17 protein-coding genes are annotated in these 24,630 nt (G+C 72.8%); 9 read left to right on the top strand and 8 right to left on the bottom strand.

Features of this window, described 5'->3' with window-relative positions:
• Positions 1–85 precede the first annotated feature (85 nt).
• Positions 86–2,398: a putative bifunctional diguanylate cyclase/phosphodiesterase gene (locus ACNTMW_RS20960; protein WP_426635409.1), complete on the top strand. Its 2,313-nt coding sequence runs from the start codon at positions 86–88 to the stop codon at positions 2,396–2,398.
• 29 nt (positions 2,399–2,427) lie between these two features.
• On the opposite strand, the gene ACNTMW_RS20955 is transcribed toward ACNTMW_RS20960, so the two are convergent.
• Entirely contained in the window at positions 2,428–3,036 is a 609-nt protein-coding gene (locus tag ACNTMW_RS20955; protein ID WP_426635408.1) for a hypothetical protein, read from the bottom strand.
• Between the two features lie 26 nt (positions 3,037–3,062).
• On the opposite strand from ACNTMW_RS20955, the gene ACNTMW_RS20950 reads away from it, so the two are divergent.
• From ACNTMW_RS20950 to ACNTMW_RS20940, 3 genes are read left to right on the top strand one after another with little or no spacing between them, the layout of a single operon-like run.
• The gene (locus ACNTMW_RS20950) at positions 3,063–3,746 is read left to right on the top strand and encodes a response regulator transcription factor (RefSeq protein WP_426635407.1); all 684 of its coding nucleotides are present in this window, start codon (positions 3,063–3,065) and stop codon (positions 3,744–3,746) included.
• The gene (locus ACNTMW_RS20945; protein ID WP_426635406.1) at positions 3,743–5,023 is read left to right on the top strand and encodes a sensor histidine kinase; all 1,281 of its coding nucleotides are present in this window, start codon (positions 3,743–3,745) and stop codon (positions 5,021–5,023) included. Before ACNTMW_RS20950 ends, ACNTMW_RS20945 begins: the two co-directional genes overlap by 4 nt.
• A gap of 51 nt (positions 5,024–5,074) precedes the next feature.
• A complete protein-coding gene (locus ACNTMW_RS20940) occupies positions 5,075–6,631 on the top strand; it encodes a cellulose binding domain-containing protein (protein WP_426635405.1) in 1,557 nt (518 codons plus the stop codon).
• Positions 6,632–6,852: 221 nt separating this feature from the next.
• Here ACNTMW_RS20940 and ACNTMW_RS20935 read toward each other — a convergent pair whose 3' ends face one another.
• Positions 6,853–10,113, bottom strand: coding sequence for a GH92 family glycosyl hydrolase (locus ACNTMW_RS20935; protein WP_426635404.1), 3,261 nt, complete (start codon positions 10,111–10,113; stop codon positions 6,853–6,855).
• A 362-nt stretch (positions 10,114–10,475) separates the two neighbouring features.
• Between ACNTMW_RS20935 and ACNTMW_RS20930 the strand changes: the two genes are divergently transcribed.
• The gene (locus ACNTMW_RS20930) at positions 10,476–12,116 is read left to right on the top strand and encodes a GH25 family lysozyme (RefSeq protein WP_426635402.1); all 1,641 of its coding nucleotides are present in this window, start codon (positions 10,476–10,478) and stop codon (positions 12,114–12,116) included.
• Between the two features lie 124 nt (positions 12,117–12,240).
• Here the strand turns inward: ACNTMW_RS20930 and ACNTMW_RS20925 are convergent, their stop codons facing one another.
• Positions 12,241–14,511 (bottom strand): glycoside hydrolase family 9 protein, encoded by a 2,271-nt coding sequence (locus ACNTMW_RS20925; protein ID WP_426635400.1) that lies wholly within the window; start codon positions 14,509–14,511, stop codon positions 12,241–12,243.
• Positions 14,512–14,730: 219 nt separating this feature from the next.
• Complete coding sequence (locus ACNTMW_RS20920; protein WP_426635399.1) at positions 14,731–16,572, bottom strand: GGDEF domain-containing protein; 1,842 nt, start codon at positions 16,570–16,572, stop codon at positions 14,731–14,733.
• A 385-nt stretch (positions 16,573–16,957) separates the two neighbouring features.
• Here ACNTMW_RS20920 and ACNTMW_RS20915 point away from each other — a divergent pair, with 385 nt between their 5' ends.
• Together ACNTMW_RS20915 and ACNTMW_RS20910 are read left to right on the top strand one after the other, a co-directional pair.
• The gene (locus ACNTMW_RS20915) at positions 16,958–17,341 is read left to right on the top strand and encodes a response regulator transcription factor (RefSeq protein WP_426635398.1); all 384 of its coding nucleotides are present in this window, start codon (positions 16,958–16,960) and stop codon (positions 17,339–17,341) included.
• 45 nt (positions 17,342–17,386) lie between these two features.
• Complete coding sequence (locus ACNTMW_RS20910) at positions 17,387–17,782, top strand: hypothetical protein (protein WP_426635397.1); 396 nt, start codon at positions 17,387–17,389, stop codon at positions 17,780–17,782.
• Here ACNTMW_RS20910 and ACNTMW_RS20905 read toward each other — a convergent pair.
• Positions 17,769–17,900: a hypothetical protein gene (locus tag ACNTMW_RS20905; RefSeq protein WP_426635396.1), complete on the bottom strand. Its 132-nt coding sequence runs from the start codon at positions 17,898–17,900 to the stop codon at positions 17,769–17,771. The two genes, ACNTMW_RS20910 and ACNTMW_RS20905, sit on opposite strands and share 14 nt — an antisense overlap.
• A 416-nt stretch (positions 17,901–18,316) precedes the next feature.
• Here ACNTMW_RS20905 and ACNTMW_RS20900 point away from each other — a divergent pair, with 416 nt between their 5' ends.
• Complete coding sequence (locus ACNTMW_RS20900; RefSeq protein WP_426635395.1) at positions 18,317–20,224, top strand: hypothetical protein; 1,908 nt, start codon at positions 18,317–18,319, stop codon at positions 20,222–20,224.
• Positions 20,225–20,331: 107 nt separating this feature from the next.
• Here ACNTMW_RS20900 and ACNTMW_RS20895 read toward each other — a convergent pair whose 3' ends face one another.
• Together ACNTMW_RS20895 and ACNTMW_RS20890 are read right to left on the bottom strand one after the other, a co-directional pair.
• On the bottom strand, positions 20,332–21,213 hold the full coding sequence (locus ACNTMW_RS20895) for a sigma-70 family RNA polymerase sigma factor (protein ID WP_426635394.1): 882 nt from the start codon (positions 21,211–21,213) through the stop codon (positions 20,332–20,334).
• A 203-nt stretch (positions 21,214–21,416) separates the two neighbouring features.
• The gene (locus ACNTMW_RS20890) at positions 21,417–22,508 is read right to left on the bottom strand and encodes a sulfite oxidase (protein ID WP_426635393.1); all 1,092 of its coding nucleotides are present in this window, start codon (positions 22,506–22,508) and stop codon (positions 21,417–21,419) included.
• Between the two features lie 136 nt (positions 22,509–22,644).
• On the opposite strand from ACNTMW_RS20890, the gene ACNTMW_RS20885 reads away from it, so the two are divergent.
• Positions 22,645–22,995, top strand: a complete 351-nt coding sequence (locus ACNTMW_RS20885) for a DUF1801 domain-containing protein (protein WP_426635392.1) — start codon at positions 22,645–22,647, stop codon at positions 22,993–22,995.
• 139 nt (positions 22,996–23,134) lie between these two features.
• Here the strand turns inward: ACNTMW_RS20885 and ACNTMW_RS20880 are convergent, their stop codons facing one another.
• The gene (locus ACNTMW_RS20880) at positions 23,135–24,613 is read right to left on the bottom strand and encodes a SulP family inorganic anion transporter (RefSeq protein WP_426635390.1); all 1,479 of its coding nucleotides are present in this window, start codon (positions 24,611–24,613) and stop codon (positions 23,135–23,137) included.
• Positions 24,614–24,630: the final 17 nt, after the last annotated feature.

The following is a 24,630-nucleotide window of genomic DNA, read 5'->3' as shown; positions in this document are numbered from 1 at the left end:
TGCGATCCGTGCTCCGCAACCCGCCGGGAACCGAACGGCACCTGGCCCCGTACCGGCGTTCATCGACAATGGCCCGGTGCCAGAGATGAGCGGACGGTTGTGGCGGCTGTGGCTGGTGGTCGGGCTGCTGGCCACCGGCGGCTACCTCCTCATCCCGGCGGAGCGCTGGTACGGCGACCTGCTGTACAACTCCATCGGGCTGGCCTCCGCCCTGGTGATCGTCGCGGGTACCCGTCGGCACCGGCCCGGCCGGCGGGCTGTCTGGTACTGCTTCGCCGCGGGTGAGGCGACCTGGGTCGTCGGCGACACCCTGTTCTCGTACTACCGCTACGTGCTGCACCGGGATCCGTTCCCGTCCGTCGCCGACGTGTGCTACCTCGGCGCGTACCCGGTGATCATGGTCGGGCTGGTCATCCTCACCCGCGGCCGAACGTCCGGCCGGGACCGGGCCGGCCTGATCGACGCCTGCGTGATCGTGACCGGTCTGGGCCTGCTGTACTGGACCCTCCTGATCCGGCCGATCGCCCTCGACACCTCGGTGTCCCCGGGCGGGTGGCTGCTCTCGCTGGGCTACCTCGTCGCCGACCTGGTGATGATCGCAATGATCGCGCGGTTGTTGACCGGACCGGGCGCGCGCACGGCCAGTTACCGGTTCCTCATCGCCGCGATCCTGCTGCTGGCCGTCTCCGACGTCACGTACGCGCTGCTCAACGCGTACTCCGGCTACCACGGCGGCGCGGTCGACGCGGGCTGGCTGCTGTCGTACGTCCTGTGGGGTGCGGCCGCCCTGCACCCGTCGATGCGCACGCTGTCGGAGCCCGCCACCGAGGTCGTACCCCACCTGACCCGGTCCCGGCTCGTGCTGCTCGCCGGCGCTGCCCTGCTCGCCCCGACGGCTCTGGTCGGGCAGGGCCTGTACGACCCGGGCCACATCGACTGGATCACCATCAGTGTCGGCGCCGTCGTCCTGATCATGCTGGTCCTGGCCCGCCTGTCCGGCCTGGTGTCACACGTGCAGGACCAGGCCACCCACGACGAGCTGACCGGTCTGGGCAACCGCCGGCTGCTGCACCGCCGGATGGCCGAGGCGCTGGCCGTCGGGGCACCTGAGGCGGTGCACCTGGCCGTCATCGACCTCGACGACTTCAAGATGATCAACGATCGGCTCGGCCACCACGTCGGCGACGAACTGCTCGTCGCGGTGGCGCGGCGGTTGACCGCGGCGGCGGGTACCGGCGCGGCGGTGGCCCGGCTCGGCGGGGACGAGTTCGCGATTCTCCTCGCGCCGTGCACCCGGGACGGCGCCGACGCGGTCCTGGCCCGGGTGGCCGAGGCGCTGCGCCGGCCGGTCTGGGCGGGCGGCCAGGAACTGCTGGTGCTCGCGAGCGCCGGGGTCGGCGACGCGGCCGGGGCCACGCAGCCGCGTGAGCTGCTGCGCCGGGCGGACGTGGCGTTGGACGCCGCCAAGGACCGGGGCAAGCACCAGGTCGCCCGGTACGACCCGGAGCTCGACCGGCACGCCACCGAGGATGCGCACCTCGGTGCGCAGCTGCGCAAGGCGATCGACGCGGGCGAGCTGTACCTGGTGTACCAGCCCATCGTGGAGCTTCCGCACGGCCGGCTCGCCGGCGCCGAGGTGCTGGTCCGGTGGCGCCACCCGGAGCGGGGGAGCGTGGCGCCGGACGTCTTCATCCCGGTCGCCGAGCGCAGCGGCCTGATCGTCCCGCTCGGCGAATGGGTCCTGCGGGAGGCGTGCGAACAGGCCGCCCGGTGGCGGTGCCTGCCGGACGCGGTACCGCTGGAGAAGATCTCGGTGAACGTCTCGGCCCGGCAACTGTGCGAGCCGGAGTTCCCCGACACCGTCGCCCGGATCATTCGCGACACCGGGATGGAGCCGTCGCGCCTGGTCGTGGAGGTGACCGAGACGGCGGTCTTCGGCGGCGGCACCGCCATGGAGTCGGTACGGGCGCTGCACCGGCTCGGCGTCACGATCGCGCTGGACGACTTCGGTACCGGGCACTCCTCGCTGGGGCTGCTGCGGACCTGCCCGGTGGACATCCTCAAGGTCGACAAGAGCTTCGTCGACGAGGTCGCGAGCGGCAGCGACCAGGACGTGATCGCCACCGCGTTGATCCACATCGCCAACGGGATGGGGCTGCAGGCGGTCGCCGAGGGCGTCGAGACCGTTGCCCAGGCCGACCACCTGTACCGCCTCGGTTACCACTTTGCCCAGGGCTACCACTTCGCCCGGCCGCTACCGGCCGAGGAGTTCGGCCGGCTACTACGTGGCGACGGCGGCAGCGCCGGCGGCGGTGACGGCGACGGCCCGACGGCCGGCGCCAAGATCCCCGCAATGTCGCGAACATTGCTGTTGTCTCACGACGGGAAGCAGCAATAACGCGAACATTGCGCGGATCTTGATAGCGGCTACGGGCTCTCGGTGATCTTCACGACCGGCGCACTGTCCTGCCACGATGCCTCCAGCCGGGAGGAGCGCAGCACCATGGTGAAGGTGACGGTGACGCGGTCGGTGCCGTCGGGTACGACCGTCATGACGTACAGCGGCCGGGGCGTGGCCGACACCAGTTCGACGCTGCCCTGACCGGCCCGGATCGTCACGTCCCCGCCGGTCAGTTGGAAGCTGCGGACGTACCGCCCGTTGCCGAGCGGGGTCCAGCCGGCCGGTGCGGACGGTGCCGGCCCCGGTGCCGGGGCGGTGGTGTTTCCGGGCGGGGCGGACGACGGCGGGGCCGGGCGGGCGGACCGGGACGGGGTGGCGGCGGCGCTGTGGCTCGGGGTGGCCGTCCAGGGATCCGGCGCGGCGTTCGGCGTCGACCCTGACGCCGCTGGCGCCGGCGGCGGCGCCGGCAGCGGGGCGTGTGGCTCGGTGACGGGGAAGGCGACGAGCCGGTCGGGCACGGCGGCGTCCAGCACCGACCGCACCCCGTACCAGGACACCCCGATCCCGATGCTGGTCGCCGCGGCCCAGATAGCGACGGCTTTCGCTGATTTCGACGGGCCGCGCATGGCCGCCATCCTCGCACCTCGGTACGGTGCCGTGCATGCCCACGGTGCTGCTCGTCGAAGACGACACCATGATCCGTTCTGCACTGGTCAAGGCATTGACGAACGGTGGTCATGTGGTCACCGCCGTGGGCACCGCCATGGATGCGTTGCGTGAGGTGGCGGTGCGGCCGCCGGACGTGGTGGTCCTCGATCTGGGCCTGCCCGACGTGGACGGTTCGTCCGCGTTGCGGATGATGCGGGGCGACAGCGACGTACCGATCATCGTCGCCACCGCGCGAACCGGCGAGAACAACATCATCCGGCTGCTGAACGCCGGTGCCGACGACTATCTGACCAAGCCGTTCTCCGGTGAGCACCTGCTGGCCCGGATCGCGGCGGTGCTGCGCCGGCGGGGTGGCGCGGTGGACGCCCCGGCCGCCGTCGAGGTCGGTCCGCTCCGCGTCGACCTGGCCCGCCGCGCGGCGACCCTGCACGGCCGGCCACTGGACCTGACCCGCAAGGAGTTCGACCTGTTGGCCTACCTCGCGGTCCGGCGCGACCGCCTGGTGACCCGGCAGGAGCTGATCGAGGAGGTGTGGCGGCAGCCGTACCGGGGGTCCGAGCAGACGGTGGACGTCCACATCTCCTGGCTGCGCCGCAAGCTCGGCGAGACGGCCGCCAAGCCCCGCTTCCTGCGGGTCCTGCGCGGGGTCGGGATCATGCTGGTGGACCCGCGGTGAGGTGGGCGCTGATCCGGGTGGCGCTGGCGACCACCTCCATGGTGTCGCTGGCCTTCCTGGTACCACTGTGGATGCTGGTGGGCCAGATCGCGCCCGAGCGCGCCCTCGCCGACGCCCGGCAGCAGGCCTCCGCCATGGTCGCCGCGCTGGCGGTCACCGACGACCGGGCCGAGCTGGCGCAGGCGGTGGCGAGTACCGCGGCGGGCGCGGCCGGCCGGCTGGCGTTGCACCCGCCGGACGGATCGCCGGTCGGTACCGCGCACGCCGACGCGGGCGAGGTCGACCTGGTGGCGCAGAGCCGGCGCTCGACGGTCCTCGACGTCGCCGGGGGCCGGGCGTACCTGCAGCCCGTCGCCGTGCACGACGGGCGGATCGCCGTGATCGAGGTGTTCGTGCCGGACGCCGTCCTGCACCGGGGCGTCCGCAACGCCTGGCTGGCGCTGAGCGCGGTGGCGCTCGGGTTGGTCGCCGGGTCGGTACTGGTCGCCGACCGGCTCGGCGCGCGGATCGTCGTGGCCACCCGCAACCTGGCCACCGCCACCCGCCGCCTGGGCCGCGACGACCTGACGGTACGCGTCATCGTGGACGGGCCGCCGGAGCTGGCGGAGGTGGGCCGGTCGTTCAACGCGATGGCCGATCGGATGGTCGCCCTGCTGCGCGCCGAGCGGGAGCTGGCGGCCGACCTGTCACACCGGCTGCGTACCCCGTTGACGGTGCTGCGCCTGGAGTTGGAGACGCCCGGCGCGCAGCCGGACGTGGAGCGGCTACGCCGGGCGGTGGCGATGCTCTCCGACGAGGTCGACGGCATCATCCGTACGGCGCTGGAGCCGCTGTCGGAGCGCCCGGCCGAGCGGTGCGACCTGACCGAGGTGCTCACCGACCGGCTGGGGTTCTGGTCGGTGCTGGCCGAGGACCACGGTCGACCGTGGACGGTCCTCGGCGACGCCACGCCGCTGTGGGTGCCGGTGCCCCGGGACGAGGCGGAGGCGGCCGTCGACGCCCTGATCGGCAACGTCTTCCACCACACGCCGGAGGGCACGGCGTTCCGCGCGGGCGTGGTGGACGCGACGCTCGTGGTGGAGGACGACGGCCCCGGGATCGACGACCCGGACCGGGCACTGCGGCGCGGCGAGAGCCTCGGCGGGTCGACGGGGCTGGGGCTCGACATCGTCCGGCGGCTGGCCGCGGCGTCCGGCGGTAGGGTCGTCGTGACCCGCGGCAGCAGCGGTGGGGCGCGGATCGAGGTGCACCTTAAATCAACCTCCGACGTACCCTAAAGGGACCTTAAACGATCGTGTGATTGATATCGCTCGCCGTAACTTCTTTCCGTGAAGCTCAGACTCGTCCTCACCGTCGCGGGCGTTGCGGCACTGGCCGCCACGGCCGGGGTCGCGGTGCGGGTCGCCACGCAGTCCATGGGTGCCGAGCTCACCGCGGAGTACGCCCAGACGGGCGCCTGGGACGGCGGCCTGATCGGCCGGTTCACCGTCGGAAACCCCTCGCTCCGGACCGCCTCCGACTGGCGGCTGTCGTTCAGCCTTCCCGAGGGAACCACGCTCGCCGGGGTGTGGAACGGGGTGCTGTCCGGAACCGGTGGCACGTACGTCATCACGCCCACCGCACAGACCAGGACCGTCGCGCCCGGGCGCGCGGTCACCGTGGGACTGAGTGCGGTCGCCGGCAGTCCCGTCGCGCCGCGCCGCTGCACCATCAACGGCCGGGCGTGCACGGTCGAGGTCAGCATGTCGGGGATCGCCCCCGCCCCCGCCGGCTCCGTCGAACGGTTCGGGCCCGCGGTACCGGAGCCGGCGACCCAGCCGGCGGCCGAGCGGCTGTCCCCGTCGCCCGCGACGGCGGGCGCGGCGGCCGAGCGTGGCGGGCCCGGTCCGGGCGGGCGTGTCGGGTCCGGCCCGGTCACTGGGGCGGCGACCACCTTCGCCCCGTCCGTGAACGTGACCAACCCGAACCGGCCACCGCTGAAGAGCCTCGCCGAGGCGAGCGGCGCGCGGATGCTGACCCTGGTCTCGGCGCTGGTACCGGCCGGTGGCGGGTGCGACCTGAAGTGGGGCGGCGCCGCCGAGCCGAGGACGTACGCCGCCGAGGTGGCCGACGCGCTCGGCGCCGGCATCACCCTCGTCGCGTCGATCGGTGCCACGGGCGGTACGGACCTCGCGCACGCCTGCCCCAGCGCCGACGCGCTGGAGACACCGGTCCGCAAGCTGCTCGACCTGGGGATACGGGCGGTCGACTTCCACCTGGGCGGCGGGTCGCTCGGCGACGCCACGGCCAACGACCGGCTCGCCCGGGCGGTCGTCGGGCTCAAGACCCGCTACTCCGGCCTGACGGTCTCCTACACCCTGCCCGCCGTCTCCGGCGCCACGCCGGTGGCTGCCGAGAAGCTCGCCGGTCCGCTGGTGGCCGCGAGGAACGCCGGTGCCGTGGTCGACCGGGTCAACGTCGCGGGGGCCGACGTGACCGCGCCGCCGGACGTCCTGAAGCCGCTCCTACGCCCGGACGCGGCCGGCGCCATGGTCGACTCGCTGCTCTCGGCGGCCACCGGTGTCCACGACCAGTTCATGCGGATCCACGGACTGGACGCCGCGGCGGCCTGGCACCGGCTCGGCGTCGTCGCGGTTGTCGACGCCGGTGACCTCGCTGGCGGCTCGTCCCGGCTGGCCGGTGCGGTGGACCGGCTGACCGCCTTCGCCCGCGAACAGGGGCTGGGTGGGGTGGGCCTGCTGCCCCTCACCACCGGCCAGGTCTGTGTGCGCGGCCTGGTCGGTCAGCTCCTGGCGCCCGTCGTACCGCTGCTGAGCTGTGTGGACCCGGCCGCCCTGTCGGGGTTCTTCGCCATCTCGGACCGCATCGGCCGCGCGTTGCGCTAGGGCCCGCAAGCAGCCCGCTGCCCCGGCTGCCTCCTCCTCCAGGCCGGGGCGGCGGGTCGGTACCCGCCACGACGGCTCGGGGGGAGCCGGGGGGTGCCGATGGGGCACGTCCTCCGCGTACGCGGAGGACGTGCCCCATCGGGAAACGTCGCCCCACACGTCGCCGACCGTGGACACTCGTGCGACCTAAAGGTGGCACACGTGCCCACGATCGGCCGCGATCACGCGAGCGTGATCGCGTACACCTCGACCCGCGGGTCGTTCGGCAGCGTCACCGACCGGATCGTCTTACCCGCGTCGAGCGCCAGGGCCTGCCCGAACAGCCGTACCGGTGGCCCGTCCACACCCGTGCCGGCCTTGATCCGGTGCGGCATGTCGAGCACGATCGTGCTGCCCGCGGGCGTACCGCCGGCCCAGTCGCCGGCGGTGACCGGCACCTGGGCGCTGCTGCCGTCCGCGTACTGCACGGTCAGCGCGGTCGTCACCGGCCCGTTGTGCGCCACCGCGACCAGGCGCAGCGTGCCGTACCGGCCGGCCGGCAGCAGGACCGCCTGGCCACGGGCCTCGACGAAGTTCGCCGCGGTCCCGGTCGGGTCCGGCGCGGCGTAGGTCACGCCGTTCCAGGCGACCGTACCGGCGGCCGGCATCAGGTCACCGTCGTAGCTCCAGCCCTGCCCGTCGAAGTTGCCCTGGCCGGGCTGCGCCACGGTGGCAGTACCGTCGTGGTTGCGTTCGCGGGTCAGGTCGACCGCGCACTGTCCGTCGACGACTGTCGCGCAGGCGGACGGGGTACGCACCTCGACCGTCGCGCTCCGGGTGACGGTGTTGGCGTGCGGTGCCGTGACGTCGACCGTGACCGGGTAGGTGCCGGGCGCCGTACCGGCGGGCACGGTCACCGTCAACGTCAGCGACTTCTGCACCGGCAGCGTCTCCGACTCGAACTCGACCGGTTCCCGCGGCACCCCGGAGACCGTCCAGCCGGCCGGCAGGGTCGGCGTGACCCGTACCGGCAGCCCACCCGGCGCCTGGGCCAGGACGTCGAGCGTCAGGCTCGCCGTCGTGGCGGTGTCGCTCGCCGGAACCACGACCGAGGCCGGCCGCAGCGACGCGTCGACGTGCCGGCGCTTGTCGCCCTCGGCCTGGTACACCGACGGCGGTGCGGCGTCGGAGCCGGTACCCCACGACGACGGCGCCGTACCCAGGGTGTGTGCGAGTGTGCCGCCGCGCGCGACCTGGTCCCAGGACAGCCAGGTCCGCGACACGTCCCGGCCGTTGAGCGAGACCTTCCGCACGTACCGGTTGGTGTCGCTGGCCCCCGGCGCGGTGACCGTCAGTGTGCCGCCCTGGCGCTTGCCGAACTGTCCGATGCGGACGGTGGCCGAGTCGAACTGCGGGCTGGACAGGGCCAGGAAGTTGGCGCCGCTCATCGTCGGGTACAGGCCCAGCGACGAGAACACGTACCAGGCCGACATGGTGCCCAGATCGTCGTTGCCGGTCATGCCGTCCGGGCCGGTGGTGAACAGCGTCATCGCCGCCCGGACCACGGTAGCGGTCTTGGCCGGCGCGCCGGCCCACAGGTACAGGTACGGCGCGAGCAGGTCGGGCTCGTTGTTCGGGTTGTACGTCGGCTTGGCGTAGTAGTCGTACGGTGCGGCGATCCAGTCCCGGCGGGCCGTGCCGGCCGGGTCGGCGAGCAGGTTGCCGTAGGCGAAGAACTCGTCGAGCCGCTGCTGGGTGACCTGCCGGCCGCCCATCAGCCCGACCAGGCCGGCCGGGTCCTGCGGCACGAGCCACCGGTACTGGTACGCCCCGCCCTCGTGGAACTGGTGGTCGGCGGCGACCGGGTCGTACGGGGTCAGCCAGGTGCCGTCGACCGTGCGGGGCCGGAACTGTCCGATCGACGGGTCCCACAGGTTGCGGTACCACTGGCCGCGCGCGGCGAACAGCTTCGCGTCGGCCTTCTCGCCGAGGCCGGCGGCCATCAGTGCGAGCGACGCGTCGGCGGCCGCGTACTCCAGCGTCACCGAGGCGGGGTGGACGCAGTCGTTGTCGCCGCCCTTGTGGACGCAGTCGGTGCCGAGCGTCAGTCCGGAGGGTACGTACCCGCGCGCGGTGTAGTAGTCGACGCCGGTACGCCCGTTGTACGGCGAGCTCGCCGGGGGCTGGCTGGTGGCGTTCTTCGCAAGGAGGCCGTACGCCTCGCGCTCGTACCCGGCGAGCAGCCCCTTCGACCACGCCTCGACCAGGAACGGGGTCACCGGGTCGCCGGTCATGATGTTGGTTTCGCTGTTGGCCAGGGCCCACCTCGGCAGCCAGCCGCCGTCGCGGCCGATCGCGAGCACCGACAGCGCCACGTCCCGGGCGACCTGCGGTTGCAGCATTTCCAGCAGTTGGTTCTGCGGCCGGTAGGTGTCCCACAGGGACAGGTTCTGGTACGGCGTGTAGCCGGCGGCGGTGTGCGGGGAGTTGTCGAACCCGGTGTACCGGCCGTCCACGTCGCCGGCCAGGTTCGGGTGTAGCTGGGCGTGGTAGAGCGCGGTGTAGAACGCGGTCTGCCGGTCGGGCGTACCGCCGGCGATCCGGACCGTGTTCAGCTGGTCGGCCCAGGTGTGGTGCAGCTTCGCGCGGGTGGCGTCGAAGTCGTACGAGTCGCCCGTCTCGGCCGCGAGGTTGCGCCGGGCGCCGTCGAGGCCGGTGTACGACAGGCCGACCTTCACCACCACGTCCCGGTCGGCCGTGGCGTCGAACGTGACCCAGGCGCCGTTGCCGCCGGTGCCCGCCGCGTCGCGGGAGCCGGGTGCCGGCGTCGAGCCACGCCAGGTGCCGTAGGCGGCGAACGGGCGGTTGAACGTCGCGGTGAAGTACACGGTGTGCTCGTCCTTGCCGGCGCAGAAGTTGCCGGCGTGTACCCGGCCCTCGACAGTCCGGTCGTCGACGACGTGTACCTCGGAGTCGAACACCTTCTGGTTGGCCTTGCCGGTGTTGAACAGTACGTTCGCCGCGCCGGTGGCCGGGAAGGTGTACCGCTGCCAGCCGGTGCGCGGGGTGGCGGTCAGTTCGGCGTTCACGCCGTACTTCGACAGCCCGACCCGGTAGTACCCGGGCGTGGCCTGCTCGTCGGCGTGCGAGTACGGCGATCGGTAGACGTTCGGGTCGACGCTGGTGATCGCGCCGGTGGTCGGCATGATCGGCAGCTCGCCCATGACGCCGCAGCCCACGCCGGACAGGTGGGTCTGGCTGAACCCGTAGATGGCGTCCTGCGTGTAGTCGTAGCCGCCCTGGCCGCCGGTGTCCGGGCTGACCTGGACCATCCCGAACGGCGCGCTGGCACCGGGGAACGTGTTGCCGAAGTTCTGGGTGCCGACGAACGGGTTGACCAGGGTGGTCGGGTCGGCGGGTGGGGCGGGTGCCGTGGCCGCGGCCGGAGCCGCGCCGAGCAGGCCACCGCTGGCCAGCGCGGCGCCGAGCAGGGTTGCCGGCAATCCCGCTGCCCGGGCTCGGGACCGTCTTCCCGGAGACGGCATACGCATCTACCTCCGTAGGTATTGACAACGTTGTCTTGGCCGAATGCGGAAACGCTTTCACTCACGTTGGTCACTGTCAATTCCCCGATCGTGGTCGATCGGCTGAGGGCATATACACCATTTGGGCGAAGCGTGGCTAATTGTGGTTTTGGTCTATTCGCGCTGGAATTCACGGAGCCGTCGCCGGCGCGGTCTACCGAAGACCGGCGCGAGACCCGGTGGTCGGTCGCGTGGCGCGAGTGCCGTGGCGACCTCGGTGACCCGGGTGGATGTGACGGCGTCCGCCGCGAGGCATGACCTCGGAAGGGAATGAGTACATCTTGTCGCTGAGACGGCTCCGATCAGCTCTCGTCCACGCCACGGCGGTCGTGTGCGGCCTGGCTCCGGCCGCACTGGTCTCGCCGGCGTGGGCCGCGGACGAGGTCCCCGACGGTGGCGGCCGGGCACACGCCGGCGTCGCCCCGGGGGTGTCGGCCGAGGCCCAGGGCAGCGTCCGCGCCGCCGGTGCACCGGGCGGGTACTCGGTGCTCGGCATCGACGTGTCCAGCCACGACCACACCCTCGGGCCGATCGACTGGGGTGCGGTGGCGGTCAGCGGAGTCCAGTTCGCCTGGATCAAGGCGACCGAGGGCAAGACCTACGTCAACCCGTACTTCCACGACGACTACGCCGCCGCCAAGGCCAACGGCATCCTCGCCGGGGCGTACGTCTTCGCCAGGCCGGACAAGCGCGACCCGGTCGGCGAGGCGAACTTCCTCATGGACCACGCGGAGTGGGTCAACAACTCCCAGACGCTGATCCCGTTCCTGGACCTGGAGTGGCCGTACGCCTCGCTCAACCTGCCGGCCTGCTGGGGGCTGACCCCGGCGGAGATGGTCAGCTACATCAGATCCTTCGTGGACACCGTCTACCGGCGGACCGGCCGCAAGATGATGATCTACACGAACACCAACTGGTGGAACCCGTGCACCGGTAACAACGCCTCGTTCGGCGACCACCCGCTCGACCTCGCCAGCTACAGCAGCTCGGCGCCGACCCGGATGCCCGCCGGATGGAGCACGTTCACCATCTGGCAGTACGCGCCGGGCAACCCGTCGGTCCGCGGAAACTTCGACAAGGACGCGTTCAACGGCGACTACGCCGCGCTCACCCGGCTCGCCGGCGACATCCCGGCCTCCGGCCCGCCGGTCAGCTTCCTGGCGAGCGCCAACAACCAGTACGTCACCGCGGAGAACGCCGGGATCTCGCCGGTGATCGCCAACCGCGGCGCTCCGGGCCTGTGGGAGCAGTTCGACCAGATCGACGCAGGCAACGGCACCATCGCCCTGCGCTCCCGGGTCAACGGCCGGTACGTCACGGCGGAGGACGGCGGGAAATCCCCGTTGATCGCCAACCGCCCCGCGATCGGCCCGTGGGAGAGGTTCACGCTGGTCGACAACGGCGACGGTACGGTGAGCCTGCGGGCCACCATCAACGGCAAGTACGTCGTCGCCGAGTGGGCGGGTGCCGGGTCGCTGATCGCCAACCGGACGGTGATCGGCCCGTGGGAGAAGTTCACCAAGCTGGGGCCGCCGCCGGTGATCGGCCTGACGGCCGCCGTGAACAACCGGTACGTCACCGCGGAGAACGCCGGGATCTCGCCGCTGATCGCCAACCGCACCGCCCTCGGACCGTGGGAGGCGTTCGAGCGGATCGAGGCCGGCGACGGGCTCGTCGCGCTGCGCTCGCGGATCAACGGCCGGTACGTCACCACCGACACCAAGGGCAGCACGCCGCTGATCGCCAGCCGCACCGCCGTGGGTACCAACGAGAAGTTCCGGATCGTCGACAACGGTGACGGCACCGTCAGCCTGCGCTCCCAGGCCAACGGCAAGTACGTCGTGGCCGAGTGGGCGGGCACCGCGCCGCTGCTGGCCAACCGGACGGCGATCGGGCCGTGGGAGAGGTTCATCCTGCGCTGACGTACCGCCGTTGACGTACCGCCGGTACGCGCACCGGGCCGGGGATCATCCGATCCCCGGCCCGGTGTGGTTTTCCGGTGCCGGACGGGTGGCCGCGCGGCGGCCGTCGTACTGGTCGGGCGGGTTACCCGCGGCGGCCGTCGCGCTGGTCGGCCGCGAAGGCGGACACCCAGGCCAGCGCGGAGTTCCAGTTGATGGCGACCTCGTTGGTCGCGTACGACTGAATGTCGTCGATGTAGCAGAACTGCGGCGCGCAGCCGGCGAGCAGCTTGGCCGCTGTCGGATCCTGGAGGGCGGAGTTCGCCCCACCCGCGAGCGAGCCGGCCGGCGGGTTCGGCAGCGCCGGGTCGAGCTGGTGACCGTAGATGCGGCTGTGCTGGTTGTGTGCGGCGTGCTCGCCGTAACCGGTCACATAGGACTGATTGAGGGCGTTGCGGCCGAAGAGGTAGTCCAGGCCCTCCAGCACGCCGTCCCGGTAGCGCCGGTCGCCGGTCAGGTCGTACGCGGTGGCGATGACGGCGAGCTTGTTGAGCACGTTGCTGTTGGAGCCCCAGACATACTCGTCGGGGGTGATCGACACGCCGTACGCCTGTCCGCGCACCACCGCCAGGTAGCGTTCGGCGGCCGTGCGTACCGAGGCGCGCACCGCCGCCCGGTCGGCCGGCGGCAGCAGGTTCGGCACGGTCGCCAGGTCCAGCCGGCCGGCCGCGGCCACCGACTGCCAGCCGAATCCGCCGGCCGGGAACGCGGCGTCGCCGGTCCAGTACGGCGAGGCGCGCAGCGCGTCCAGATAGGTGCGCTGGCCGGTGGTGATGAACAGCTCGGCGGCGGCCCAGTAGAACTCGTCGCGCACGTCGCTGTCGTCGTACGCCCCGCCGCCGTTGCTGTCGCTCGGGCTGGCGTAGACGGCCGGGTGCGCCTGCGCCGCGTCCCAGGCGGTCCGCGCGGCGGTCAGGCAGCGCGCGGCGAACGCCCGGTCGTACGGGGCGAACAGCCGGGCGCACTGCGCGGCGGTCGCGGCGAGGTTGAGCGTCGCCGCCGTCGACGGCGGGTGCAGTTCGCGCGGCTGCGGGTCCAGGTCGGGGCGCAGTGGCAGCCCGGTCCACGCCTGGTCGTGCACCTTGTGATGGACCATCCCGGCCAGCGGCTGGCCGGCGGGCACCTGCATGCGCAGCATGAACTCCAGCTCCCAGCGGGCCTCGTCCAGGATGTCCGGTACCCGGTTGCCCCGCTCCGGTACCCGCAGGCTGCCGTCGCCCAGGGCACCCCGCCGGGCGGTGTCGGCGGTCAGCGTCCGCTCGTACTCGCTGAGCAGCTGGTAGGTGGCGATGCCGCCGTTGACCACGTACTTGCCGTGGTCGCCGGCGTCGTACCAGCCGCCGCGCACGTCGAGCCGGTAGTCGCACACCCCGGCCTGGCAGGGCACGTCCGTGTCGCCCTGGTTGGGCGCGACGCCGACGTGCCCGGCGGGCCGGGCGTACCCGGGGGCCAGCGCGCCGTCGATGGCGATGCCGCTGCGCTGGACGTAGAAGAAGTGCAGGGAGTCGGAGCGCAGCCGGTCGTACGTGGTGGCCGAGATGTCGAACGGGTAGCTGGTCTGCCCGTCGACGGTGAGCGTGTACCCGCTACCGGCCTTCGTGTACCCGCTGAAGTCGACGGTCTGCACCCGCTGGCCGGAGGCGGCGTCGGTACCGGCCGGCTTCGTGGTCCCCGACGCGACCACGGCGCCGGCGCCGTTCTTCAGCCGCCACGGCAGCGCGCCGGCGGCGTCGGTGACGACGGTGGCGCGCTTGGGCCCGTACGGCAGGTAGCCGACCTGGTTGACCCGCACCCGGGGGCCGGTGTCGGGCACGTACGGCGGCGGGGCCTCGCCGCCGGCGAGCGACACGTCGTCCACGCAGAACGTCCACGGCTGGGCGGCGCCGCCGATCTGGAACGCGACCTGACCGCGGTCGGTGTCGGTGTCGGAGGTGAACGCGTAGCTGAACCGCTGGGCCGCATCGAGGGTGACGGTCTGCGACAGTTGCGCGGTGTACGGCGGGTCGGCGAGTTGGACGTTGGCCCGCACGCTCACCGGCTGGCTGGCCGACGCGGTGAACGAGAACGCGTACGACTGGCCGGCGCGCAGGCGGAGGTCGTTCTGGCCGATGATGACGTCCCAGGCGTTCGTGGTGCCCGCCGGTACGTCGGCGCACAGCTGCCCGCCGACGATCGCGCCAGCGGTGTTGCCGGTCCACCACCAGGGTGCGGTACCGGCGTCGAACGAGCCGTTGACGATCTGTTCCGCGGCGTCGGTGGGGTCGGCGTGCGCGATCGAGGGCAGCGAGCCGGCCAGGGCGAGGCCGGCGACGACGGCCACGGCTGCCCGTGCCGGTCGATGGGGCGTTCTGATCACGGGGGACTCCTCGTGAGCGGGGGTGTGGTCGCCTGGGAGCGCTCCCGGTGGCGAATAGACAGATGCTTATGCCCGTGTGGGGCGCATGTCAACATCTGTCGATCCCGAACGTGGGGATGAACCGGTCGTTCCCCCGACCGCGTGGTGGCGCGTCAGGACCCGCCGGCCGTCGGGCCGACCGCTCGTCGGCCGGCGGGCCGAGACCCGCCGGCGGTCAGGCTACGGCTCGCCGACCGTGCGGTCCCGGCCGGCGTCCTTGGCGACGTACAGGTTGTGGTCGGCCCGCCGGAGCAGGGCGGACTGTCCCGAGCCGGCGCCCGGTGCGGTCGCCACCCCGACGCTCGCGGTCACCGGCAGCTCGCCGGTGAGGTCCCGCCACGGGTACGACCGGACCGACCGGCGCAGCCGGTCCAGCCGGCCGACCGCATCGGCGCCGCCCACTCCCGGCAGGACCACCAGGAACTCCTCGCCCCCGAGGCGGGCGGCGAACGCGCCCACCGTGGTGTCGTCACCGGCGCCGGGCATCTCCTCCAGCTCCGCGGTCAGCAGTTCGGCGACCGTACGCAGGACCTGGTCGCCGACCTGGTGCGAACAGGTGTCGTTGATCCGTTTGAAGTGGTCGAGGTCGATCAGCGCGATCGACAGCGGCGCTCCGGCGGCCATCGCCTCGCGCAGCAGCGCCGGCAGTTGACCGTCGACGAACCGCCGGTTGTACAGGCCGGTGAGCGGGTCGCGCAGCGCCAGGTCCCGGTAGTGCCGGCTGGACCGGCGGGCCTCGTCGGCCCCGAAGGCCGCCTGCAACACCAGCGCTCGGGCGTCCCGCTCGGCGCTGTAGACCGCCATCGCCTCGGCGTGGAAGACCTTGTACTGCGCGAAGGCGTCCTCGAAGCAGCCGAGCGCGGCGTACAGCTCGGCCCGTTCGCCCCAGGCCCGCATCCTGATCCGACGGAGGTCCGACCGTTCGCACAGGCGCAGGCACTCATCGAGGGTCGTGCGTGCCCGGTCGGTGGCTCCCCGCAGCCGCTGTACCTCCGCGAGGGTGAGCAGGCACTCGGCGTACCCGTCGGCCTCGGTCGCCGCGAGTACCTCGCGCGCCGCTATCGTCGGCCGGAGGGTCCGTTCCGCCTCGGCGTACCGGCCCAGGCGCATCTGGGTCCGAGCCAGGGTGTCCAGGCTGAACGAGTCCAGCGCGATGCCGTGCGCGGCGGCCAGCGCGGCCATCCGCTCGGCGGTCTCCAGCGCGCGGTAGGGCTCGCCGGCCTCGTGCTCCATGTACGCCAGGTTGTTGACCACCAGAAGTCGCAGCGGTACGTCCCCGAAGGACTCGGCGATCCGCTCGGCATCGGCGTAGCGCTGCCGCGCCTCGTGGAACGAGCCGGTCTGGGTCAGCGCTCCGGCGAGGGTGACGAGGTGGTACGCCCGGATCAGGGCGGGTACGTCGTCGTCGAGGAACTCCACGCCGCGCACGGCGTGCTCCAGTGCCGCCGACGGGTCGCCGACCTGGCGGAAGAACGTCGCGAGCAGCCGGTGACTGCGGGCCAGCAGGTACCGATGGCCGTTGTCGGCGGCCCACCGATTCACCCCGTGCAGGATGCGGCCGCTCTCCGCGGTCTCGCCCCGGCGGCCCAGGACGGCCGCCCGCAGCAGCCGGGCGCGCAGTTCGAGGTCCACCGCCGACGCCGCGCGCGCCTGCTGTTCGAGGTGGACCGCGCGGTCGAACGCGCCGTCGAGTTCCCGCCAGCCCAGTCGTTCGATCGCGTCCAGCTCGGCGGCCAGGTCGGCGACCGCGCGGGCGGTCCGGGCCGTCCGGCGCGGGCCCGGAGCGGACGGGGCCGGCCGAGGCTTCAGGTCGCGTACCGGTTCGCGGTCGTGGCCGGTGTTGTGTTCGCGGTCGGTGGGTCTGTGTTCGCGGTCGGTGGGTCTGTGTTCGCGGTCACCGGCGCCGGCCCGGTCGTGGCTCGCCTTGCGGGCGTGGGGCGGCACGCGGTGGCCGGTCGCGGTGCCCGTCGACCCCGGAGTGGCCGGGCGGGACTCGAACGCGTCAGGGCACGACTCGGTCATCGCTGTCGCATTACCGGTACGCGTCCCTCGGGCACCCGACCACACTGTCACCAGCATCGGCCAAATGGACGGCGTGTCGGGTGTGACGCTCTGCACCCGCAGGCGTACCTGCTGTCGTGGTCGGGGGTCGATCGACCGAAAGTCCGGTCGTCGATGACGAATCGGACGATGGTTTGCGAGGCGGACCAGTGCCTCAACGCCGTGGCCGCTCGAAGCCCGCGGCTACCTCACGTCCGCGGCTGCCTCAAGTCCACGGCGCGGCACCCGATAGGACGGTGGCGACTCCTGACCCGACCGGCGTCCCTGTTCGGCCCCTGGCGGACCGGCGAGGCGGGTGCGCGGGTCGGTACGAAGGTGCTATCGGCCGGAGAAGAGTGAGGGCACAATGGCTCAGGTCCTGGTGGTCGACGACGACTCGGCGATCCGTCAACTGCTCGCCGACGTGCTGGAGTTGGACGGGCACGACGTACGGGTGGCGGTGGACGGGCTGGCCGCGGTCAGCGCGCTCGACGAGTGCCTGCCGGACTGCGTCGTCCTCGACGTCATGATGCCCGGCCTCGACGGCTACGGCGTCCTCCGCGACATTCGCAGCCGGCCGGGCCGCCGGGTGCCGGTCATCATGCTCACCGCGGCGGCCGACCCGGATTCCGCAGCCCGGGCCTGGGCCGACGGCGCGGACTACTACCTGGCCAAGCCCTTCGGCGCCGACGAGGTGCTCTACCTCATCCGGGGGTCGCTGCGCGAGCGGCAGCCGTCCGGTGAGGCGTGACCGGAGCGACGACGAACGATCCCGATCGGTTTCGGACAGTGTCGGATGCTGTCGGACGCGGCCGACCCGTGTGCGGCCGGCCGGCCGGTCGGCGAACTCCCCCAACGTGCGCTCGAGTTCGGCGAAGAAGGCCTCGGTCAGTCGCGGGACGTCGCGCTCGCTCAGTGTGATCCCGTCGCCGATGCGGTACCCCGGCACCGGGACCATGTGGTTGAAGAACAGCGGTTCGAACTCCGCAATCGTGACGTCGAACCGCGCCGTTTCGCTGCCGCTCAGCTTCGCTCCCGTGGCGGCCAGTTCCCGGGATGCGGCGACCTGGCTGTCGATCGTCAGCCGGTCAGCGGCCGCCTCCGGGTCAGCGGCCGCCTCCGGGTCAGCGGCCGCCTCCGGGTCAGCGGCCGCCTCCGGGTCAGCGGCCACCTCCGGGTCAGCGGCCGCTGAGGAAACGTAGCCAGAGACCTGCGGCGAGCAGGGTGGTGGCGGCGATGGAGACCAGGTAGCAGGGCGTCGGGGTGCTGGGTACAGCGCTGTTGAGCCCGTCGAGGGCGGCGGCAAGCACGGGTGTCGACTCCGGAGATCGGTGCGGGCGGAGACAAACTGAGCGTATCGCCGGTACCCGCGGTCGGGCGGGTCTGAGACCGTCCCGCACCCGTACCGCACCGGCACCACCACCTCGGCGGCGGGGCATGCCGTCCGGCGGTGACGAATCCGTCCGAGGGCCGCCCCGGGCAGATCCTACCGGCCCCGTCAGGTGCCCGCCGGGGCGGCGCGGACGCGGTTGTTAAGGCGGTCGGCAAATCGACCTGAGGACTTCCTTAGGCGCCCCGGCCAGCGTCGACATCGGCGGTAACCTACGGCCGACCTGATCACCGGTACGGCCGTTGCGGCGACGGCGGGAGCGCCGTCCTTCCACTGCCGGGGGCCTGTCACGGCGGCGCCGTGCACCCCTGGCCGCCGCACTCAAGGGGGCATGACATGGCTGGGCAGAGGAGAACGACGCCGTACCGTACCCGCCCGCGCGGGCGAACCGTCCGCCGGCGGGGACGGGTCTGGAAAGTCGCGCTGTTCGCCAGTCTGCTCACGCTGATCGTCCTCGGTGGACGAATGGCGTTCGCGGCACAGGACGACCAGGCGGCCGGGATTACCTGCACGCTCGTGGTGCCGGCCGATCCGTTGAGCGCCGCGGGCCTGGCCACACCGTACGAGCTGATGGGTCCCTGCCACGAGGCCGACCCGGACACGGCGGCGTTCGTGCAGGGCACGATCATCGACCCGGCCACCGGGCAGGTGTCGGTGTACGACCCGCTGGTGGTGGACCGGGGGAAACGGCCGGCGGTCGCGCCCGCCCGGCCGTCGCTGCCGGCCGGTGCCGTGGTGGGTCTGTGGTTCGGCTTCAACGGCGACAACCTGGTGCTGCGGGGCACCAGCGACAGTCTCGCCGCCGGCCGGTGCGTCAACGGCCTCGGCGCGTCGGCATTCGGGCAGTTCGCCTACTGCAACGCGGGGGCCTTCTTCGCCGCCGCCTCCTCCGCCGTCGCCGCCGGGCGGCTGACCATCCCGCACCCGGGTACCGCCCGGAACGGCCTGCCCTGCCCGACCGTACGCGACTTCGGCCTGGTCGACATGGACCAGAGCGACAACGTGACCAGCACGTACCTGTTCCTCGCGGACGGAAGTACCGCGCAGAACACCGCGGCCAACCGGGCGGCGCTGGCCGCCCGGGGCGCCAAGATCGTAATCAACGGCAGCGACAACGCGCTGCTCGACGACTTCGTCGACCCGGCGCTGGGCTGCACCCCGTACACCGCCCCGGACCTGGCCCAGCCGGGCCGCACGACGACGGCGCTCGCGCTCAACGAACTGCAGGCCGCCGCGTTCCAGGCCGAGCCGGTCGCGCTGGTGCCGATCAGCGACCCGATGGCCACCGTCGACGGTCGGACCAGCGTGGCCAAGGCCAACCTGTACCGTGCCGGGGTCGGGCAGCGGCCGGTGGACTCCGCGGTCGACCGGCCGGAGGCGTACTGCCGCAACGTGGCCACGGCGGGGCCGGCGCGGGTACAGGCCGACCGCGCGCTGACCCGGCGCGCCAGCTCACCGAACCCGGGTGTGGCCAGCGACCTTTTCGCGTTCCTCGCGCAGCGGTTGGCCGGTACGTTCGACGAACTCGGCTGCGGCAAGCTCCTCAAGGTGCCGAATCCGGTGACGGTCGTGACCGACAAGAAGGGCGTCGCGGTGGACGCCCGGTTCGCCGCCGCCGTCCCACCGGTCCCGGCGCCGTCCGGCACTCCGAGCGCGACCCGTAGTACGGCCGGCGCCTCGCCGACCCAGGCCACCCCGCGCCCGACCGCCACGGCTCAGCCGACCCGGAGTACGCCCGGCCATCCGACCGCCACGGCTCAGCCGACCGGGAGTACGCCCGGCCATCCGACCGCCACGGCTCAGCCGACCCGGAGTACGCCCGGCCATCCGACCCCCGCCGCGACGCCGACCCGGACCGCGGCCGGTCACCCCGCTGCTGGCGCCGCGCCGAGCCGGACCACCCCGGCCGCTCCGGGCACGGTGCCGACGGCCGGGGCCGACCGGTCAACCGCCGGCGATCAGATGCAGGTCGCCGACCAGGTGGCTGCGGCCTCGACGACCGACCAGCAGCCGGCCGTCGCCGACGGCGGCGTGTCGGTCCAGCCGGCATCGGCCTTCGGCGACGTACCGACCGCGCCCGCCCCGGTCCGCCACGCCGGTACCGGCGGTCACACCCTGCCGGTCACCGGCCCGGCCGTGGGCACGGCGTTGGCCGTCGGCGGTGCGCTGCTCATGATCGGCCTCGGGCTGCGCCGGGTACGACGCGGGTCGCGGGTCGGCGGGTGGCGCGTCGTCGAGCCGTGACCGGAACTCCTCGGCCGCGGACCGGCTCGACCGTTCCGCGGCCGCCGGCTCGACCGTCCGGTGATCGTGAAGGGGCAGGGCACCACGAAGCCTTCAGGATCATGGATTTAGGCGGTGTGGGCGACGGGTAGGCCGAGTTGGGTGGTCAGTTCGAGGCGGGCGCGGAGGTCGCCGCGGGTGGCGATGGCGGAGTAGTAGGCCTCGCGGCGGCGGGCGACGCAGCCGCCGGGGCGGTCGGGTTCGGCCATCAGGTCGGGGTCGAGGTGGGTGTTGAGGCCGTCGCGGAGCAGGACGAGGGCTTCGGCGCGTAGTTGGGAGACGCGGGATTCGGTGACGCCGAGTTCGGCGGCGATCTCGGTCATGGGGCGTTCGTCGAAGAAGTAGGCGGTGACCACCAGGCGGAGCCGGTCGGGGAGGGCGTCGATGGCGTGGTGGAGGTAGCCGATGCGTTCGCGGTGCAGGAGGAGGTCTTCGGGGCCGGCGGCGCGTTCGGGGACGAGGTCTTCGGCGGTGCCGGCGGCGAAGCCCTGGAGGCTGAGGACGACGGCGCGTTGGACGTCGTCGTCGGTGGCTTTGATGTCGTCGACGGCGACGCCGAGGGTTTCGGCGAGTTCGGCGGTGGTGGGGGTGCGGCCGAGGGTGGCGGTGAGGTGCTGGGCGGCGGTGTCGATGCGGCGGGCGCGGGAGCGTACGGAGCGGCTGGCCCAGTCGAGGCCGCGGAGTTCGTCGAGGAGGGCGCCGCGGATGCGGGCGGTGGCGAAGCTGCCGAAGGGGGTGCCGCGGTCGGGGTCGTAGGCCTTGGCGGCGGTGGCGAGGGCGGCCATGCCGGCGGAGACGAGGTCTTCGCGGCTGACGTGGGCGGGCAGGCGGCCCAGCATCTCGCGGACAAGGTGGCCGACCAGTGGGAGGTGGCTACGCACCAGGTCCTCGATCGAACGCGGCGACGGCGTGGCGGTGCGCGGCGACTCGGCGGCGGCAGAAGTGGTCATCGGTTTCCCCTCGGGTCGGCGGCCGTGAAGGCTCACCGGCGGACTGGGGATACCGTCATTTACGGAGGGTGCCGCTACCGGTCGCGTTCAGTTGCGTCCCGGTTGCATCGCAGCCGAACCCCTCAAGGCTTCAGCCGAGCCGCTCAAGGCTTCAGCCGGACCGCTCAAGGCGTCCCGGCGGCGGGGGCGGCCGCGCCGACGGCTCAGATGCGCTGGCCGGTGACGCGCACCCGGGACCAGGAGTTGTTGACGTACCCCTTCGGGTTCCACAGGGGTGCGGCGTGTTCGGGCTGGGTGGTGGCGCTGGTGTCCCAGGCGCGGGCAACGATCTCGGCCGGCCCGAGGGGGAGGTCGACGATCGTCTGCCACAGCCGCCAGGCCCAGGGCCCCGCGTCGGCGTCGAGGTCCGCCTGCTGCCAGTGCTGGCCACCGTCGACGGAGACGTCGACCCGGGCGACGCCGCGGTCTTCGCCGGCGAGCGCGTACCCGCTGACCCGGGTCGGTCCGGCCGGCAGCGGTCGGCGGCCGTCGGGGTGCAGGATGGCGGCATTGACCGCGACGATGCTCAGGGACAGTCCGTCGGGGCCGGCCGCGGCCGGGTCCGCCGCGGCGGGCAGGAGCCGGTAATCAGTGGTCTGGAAGTAGCTGTCCGAGGGGTGCTCCCGGGCGGTGATGCGCCGCACCCACTTGACGCTGCGGGCGCCGATGTAGCCCGGTACCACCACGCGTACCGGCGCGCCGTGGGCCGCCGGCAGCGGCGTGCCGTTCATCGCCCAGGCCAGCAGGACCTCACCGGCCATCGCTTTGGCGACCGGGATGGACGCACCGAACGGCTGTGGCGGGCGGGCCAGTGGCGATACGTCCGGTGCGGTGAAGGCGACGTGCCCGGCGGCCGGCAGCAGGCCGGCCGCCGCGAGTACGTCGGCCAGCGCGGCTCCCGTCCAGCGGGCGGTGGAGACCGCGCCCGGCCCCCACGGCTCCTCCCCCGGAAGTGGGCGAATCTCGATCAGTTCGGCCCGGCGGTTGCCCGCGCACACCAGCGTGGCCACCAGGGTGCGGGTGTCGAAGCGGCGGCGCAGCTCGGCCAGCGACAGCGTGAGGGGCCGCTGGACCAGACCGTCCACCTCCAGCCGCCAGGCGCCGGGGTCGATCCGGGGGACGGGGGCGTGGCTACGGACGTAGAAGGTGTCCACCGGGGTCAGCGGCGAGCCGTCGAGTGCGGCGCGGGGCGGTTCGGCGTTGTAGGGGTCGGCCGAGTGCACGGTCATGTCGTCGCGTTTGCCCCATTCCCCCATGCCGGCATGCTATGGCGCACCGGATGAGCGTGCAGCCGGGCTCGGTGACGCCGCGTTGCCGGGCCGGCGCGCCGGGGTACGCGGCCGCGTGGCGCTCGTCGTGGAGGATTTGTGTGTGACGGTGTTCGATGGAGCTATGACCAGTAGCGAAGTCGACGCCTACGTCGAGACCAAGCTCGACCCGAAGTACCGGGAGATCGTCGCCGCCCTGCGCGCGCTGATGGCCGACGCCGCAGCCACCGCCACCGAATGCCTCACCTACGGCTCGCCCGCCTGGCGGGGTAGGAAGATCCTCGCGGTCATCAGCCAGAGCAAGACCCACCTCACCTTCGCCTTCGAGCGCGGTGCGGAGTTCGAGGACCCTCACGGCCTGCTCGAAGGCGTCGGTAAGAAGACCCGACACGTGAAGATCAAAACGATGGACGGGATCAACGAGGCGGCTCTGCGGGACTACGTCGCACAGGCCGTCGCCCTCGACCGGAGCTGAGCCCGGCCGGCCCTGACCCGCCGGACGGTCGAGCCGGACCGACCCCGGTCGGCCATCGGTGCCGCCGCGGCGACGGCCGACCGGGGATCGGCGGATGCCGGCGGGAGTGCCGGCGGGGCGGTGATCGCGACGCGGAAGGTCAGTGCGCCGCGGCGGAGACGGCGGACAGGTACTCCGGCAGGTCCACCCGGCAGCTACCGTGGTTGCGGTTGGCCGCCCAGGTGACCAGCGCGGCCCGGCAGGTGTGGTCGACGTGGCGCAGCCCGGAGACGTCGAGCTCGACCGGCCGGCCGTGGGGGACCGCCTCGAGGGCATCGAGGATCCGGGGCAGGCGCATGAACGTGGCGTTGCCGGTGATCCGGACGCGGATGCTGTCGGCCCGCTCGTTGACGTGGACCTGGACGTGGGAGACGTCCCCGGCGCACTTGACCAGCGACAGGAGCAGACCGACCAGTACGCCCTCCAGCAGGTTGGTCGCCACGATCGTGACCGCCGTCGCGGTCAGTACCAGCGCCTCCCCGCGGTTGGCCCGCCAGAGCTCGGCCGCGGCGCGCAGCGGCACCAGCTTCGCGCCGGAGTACACCAACACGCCCGCGAGGGCGGCCATCGGGATGACCCCGAGCGCGGCCGGCAGCAGCACGGCGAACAGCAGCAGCCAGGCGCCGTGCAGGATGCGGGAGGCCTTGGTGGCGGCCCCCGCCTGCACGTTGGCGGCGCTGCGGACGATGACCGCGGTCATGGGCAGCGCGCCGAGCAGACCGCACACGGCGTTCCCGGTGCCCTGGGCGAACAGTTCCCGGTCGTAGTCGGTACGCGGTCCGTTGTGCATGCGATCCACCGCCGCCGCGCTGAACAGGCTCTCGGCGGAGGCGATCAGCGCGAAGGCCAGGGCGGTGCCCAGCACGCCGGCCGACGTGAACGCTTCGAGGTCGGCCAGGCCGGGGAGCCGTACGGCGTCCATCAGGCCACGTACCTCGAGGCGCTCCACCGGCAGGCGCAGGGCGGCCGCGGCGGCGGTGGCGAGCGCGACCCCGACCAGCGGGGCGGGTATGACCCGCAGCCGCCGCGGCGCGTACCGCCACCCCGCCATGACGGCGATCGTGCCGACACCGAGCGCGGCCGCGGCGGGCGTGTCCACGCTGGCGACCAGGGCGGGCAGCCCGGCCAGGTTCGCCAGCGCCCCGCCGGGCGCGGCGCGGTCGAACAGGGTGTACGCCTGGCCGACCATCAGCACGAGGCCGATGCCGGCAAGCATGCCGGACACCACCGAGGACGAGATCGCCCGGAACCAGCGGCCCATCCGCAGGGCACCCAGCAGCATCTGCAGGGCGCCGGCGGCCAGAACGATCATGCCGAGCCGGGCTATGCCGTGGGTCTGTACGGCCTCGTACACCAGGACGGTGAGGCCGGCGGCCGGGCCGCTGACCTGGAGGCTGCTGCCCCGCATGACACCGACCACGAGGCCGCCGACGATGCCGGTCACCAGGCCCAGTTCGGCGGGTACACCGGAGGCGACGGCCACCCCCAGGCACAGGGGCAGGGCGACGAGGAACACGACGAGGGAGGCGGAGAAGTCCTGGCGCAGGGTCCGGGCGTCAGGAAGGAATCTGGCGCGCATGGATCACTACCTTCCGG

Source organism: Planosporangium spinosum (genome assembly GCF_049999945.1).
Taxonomy (GTDB): Bacteria; Actinomycetota; Actinomycetes; order Mycobacteriales; family Micromonosporaceae; genus Planosporangium; species Planosporangium spinosum.
Note: the sequence above shows the minus strand (reverse complement) of the source record. Positions and strands in the feature narration are given on the sequence as shown.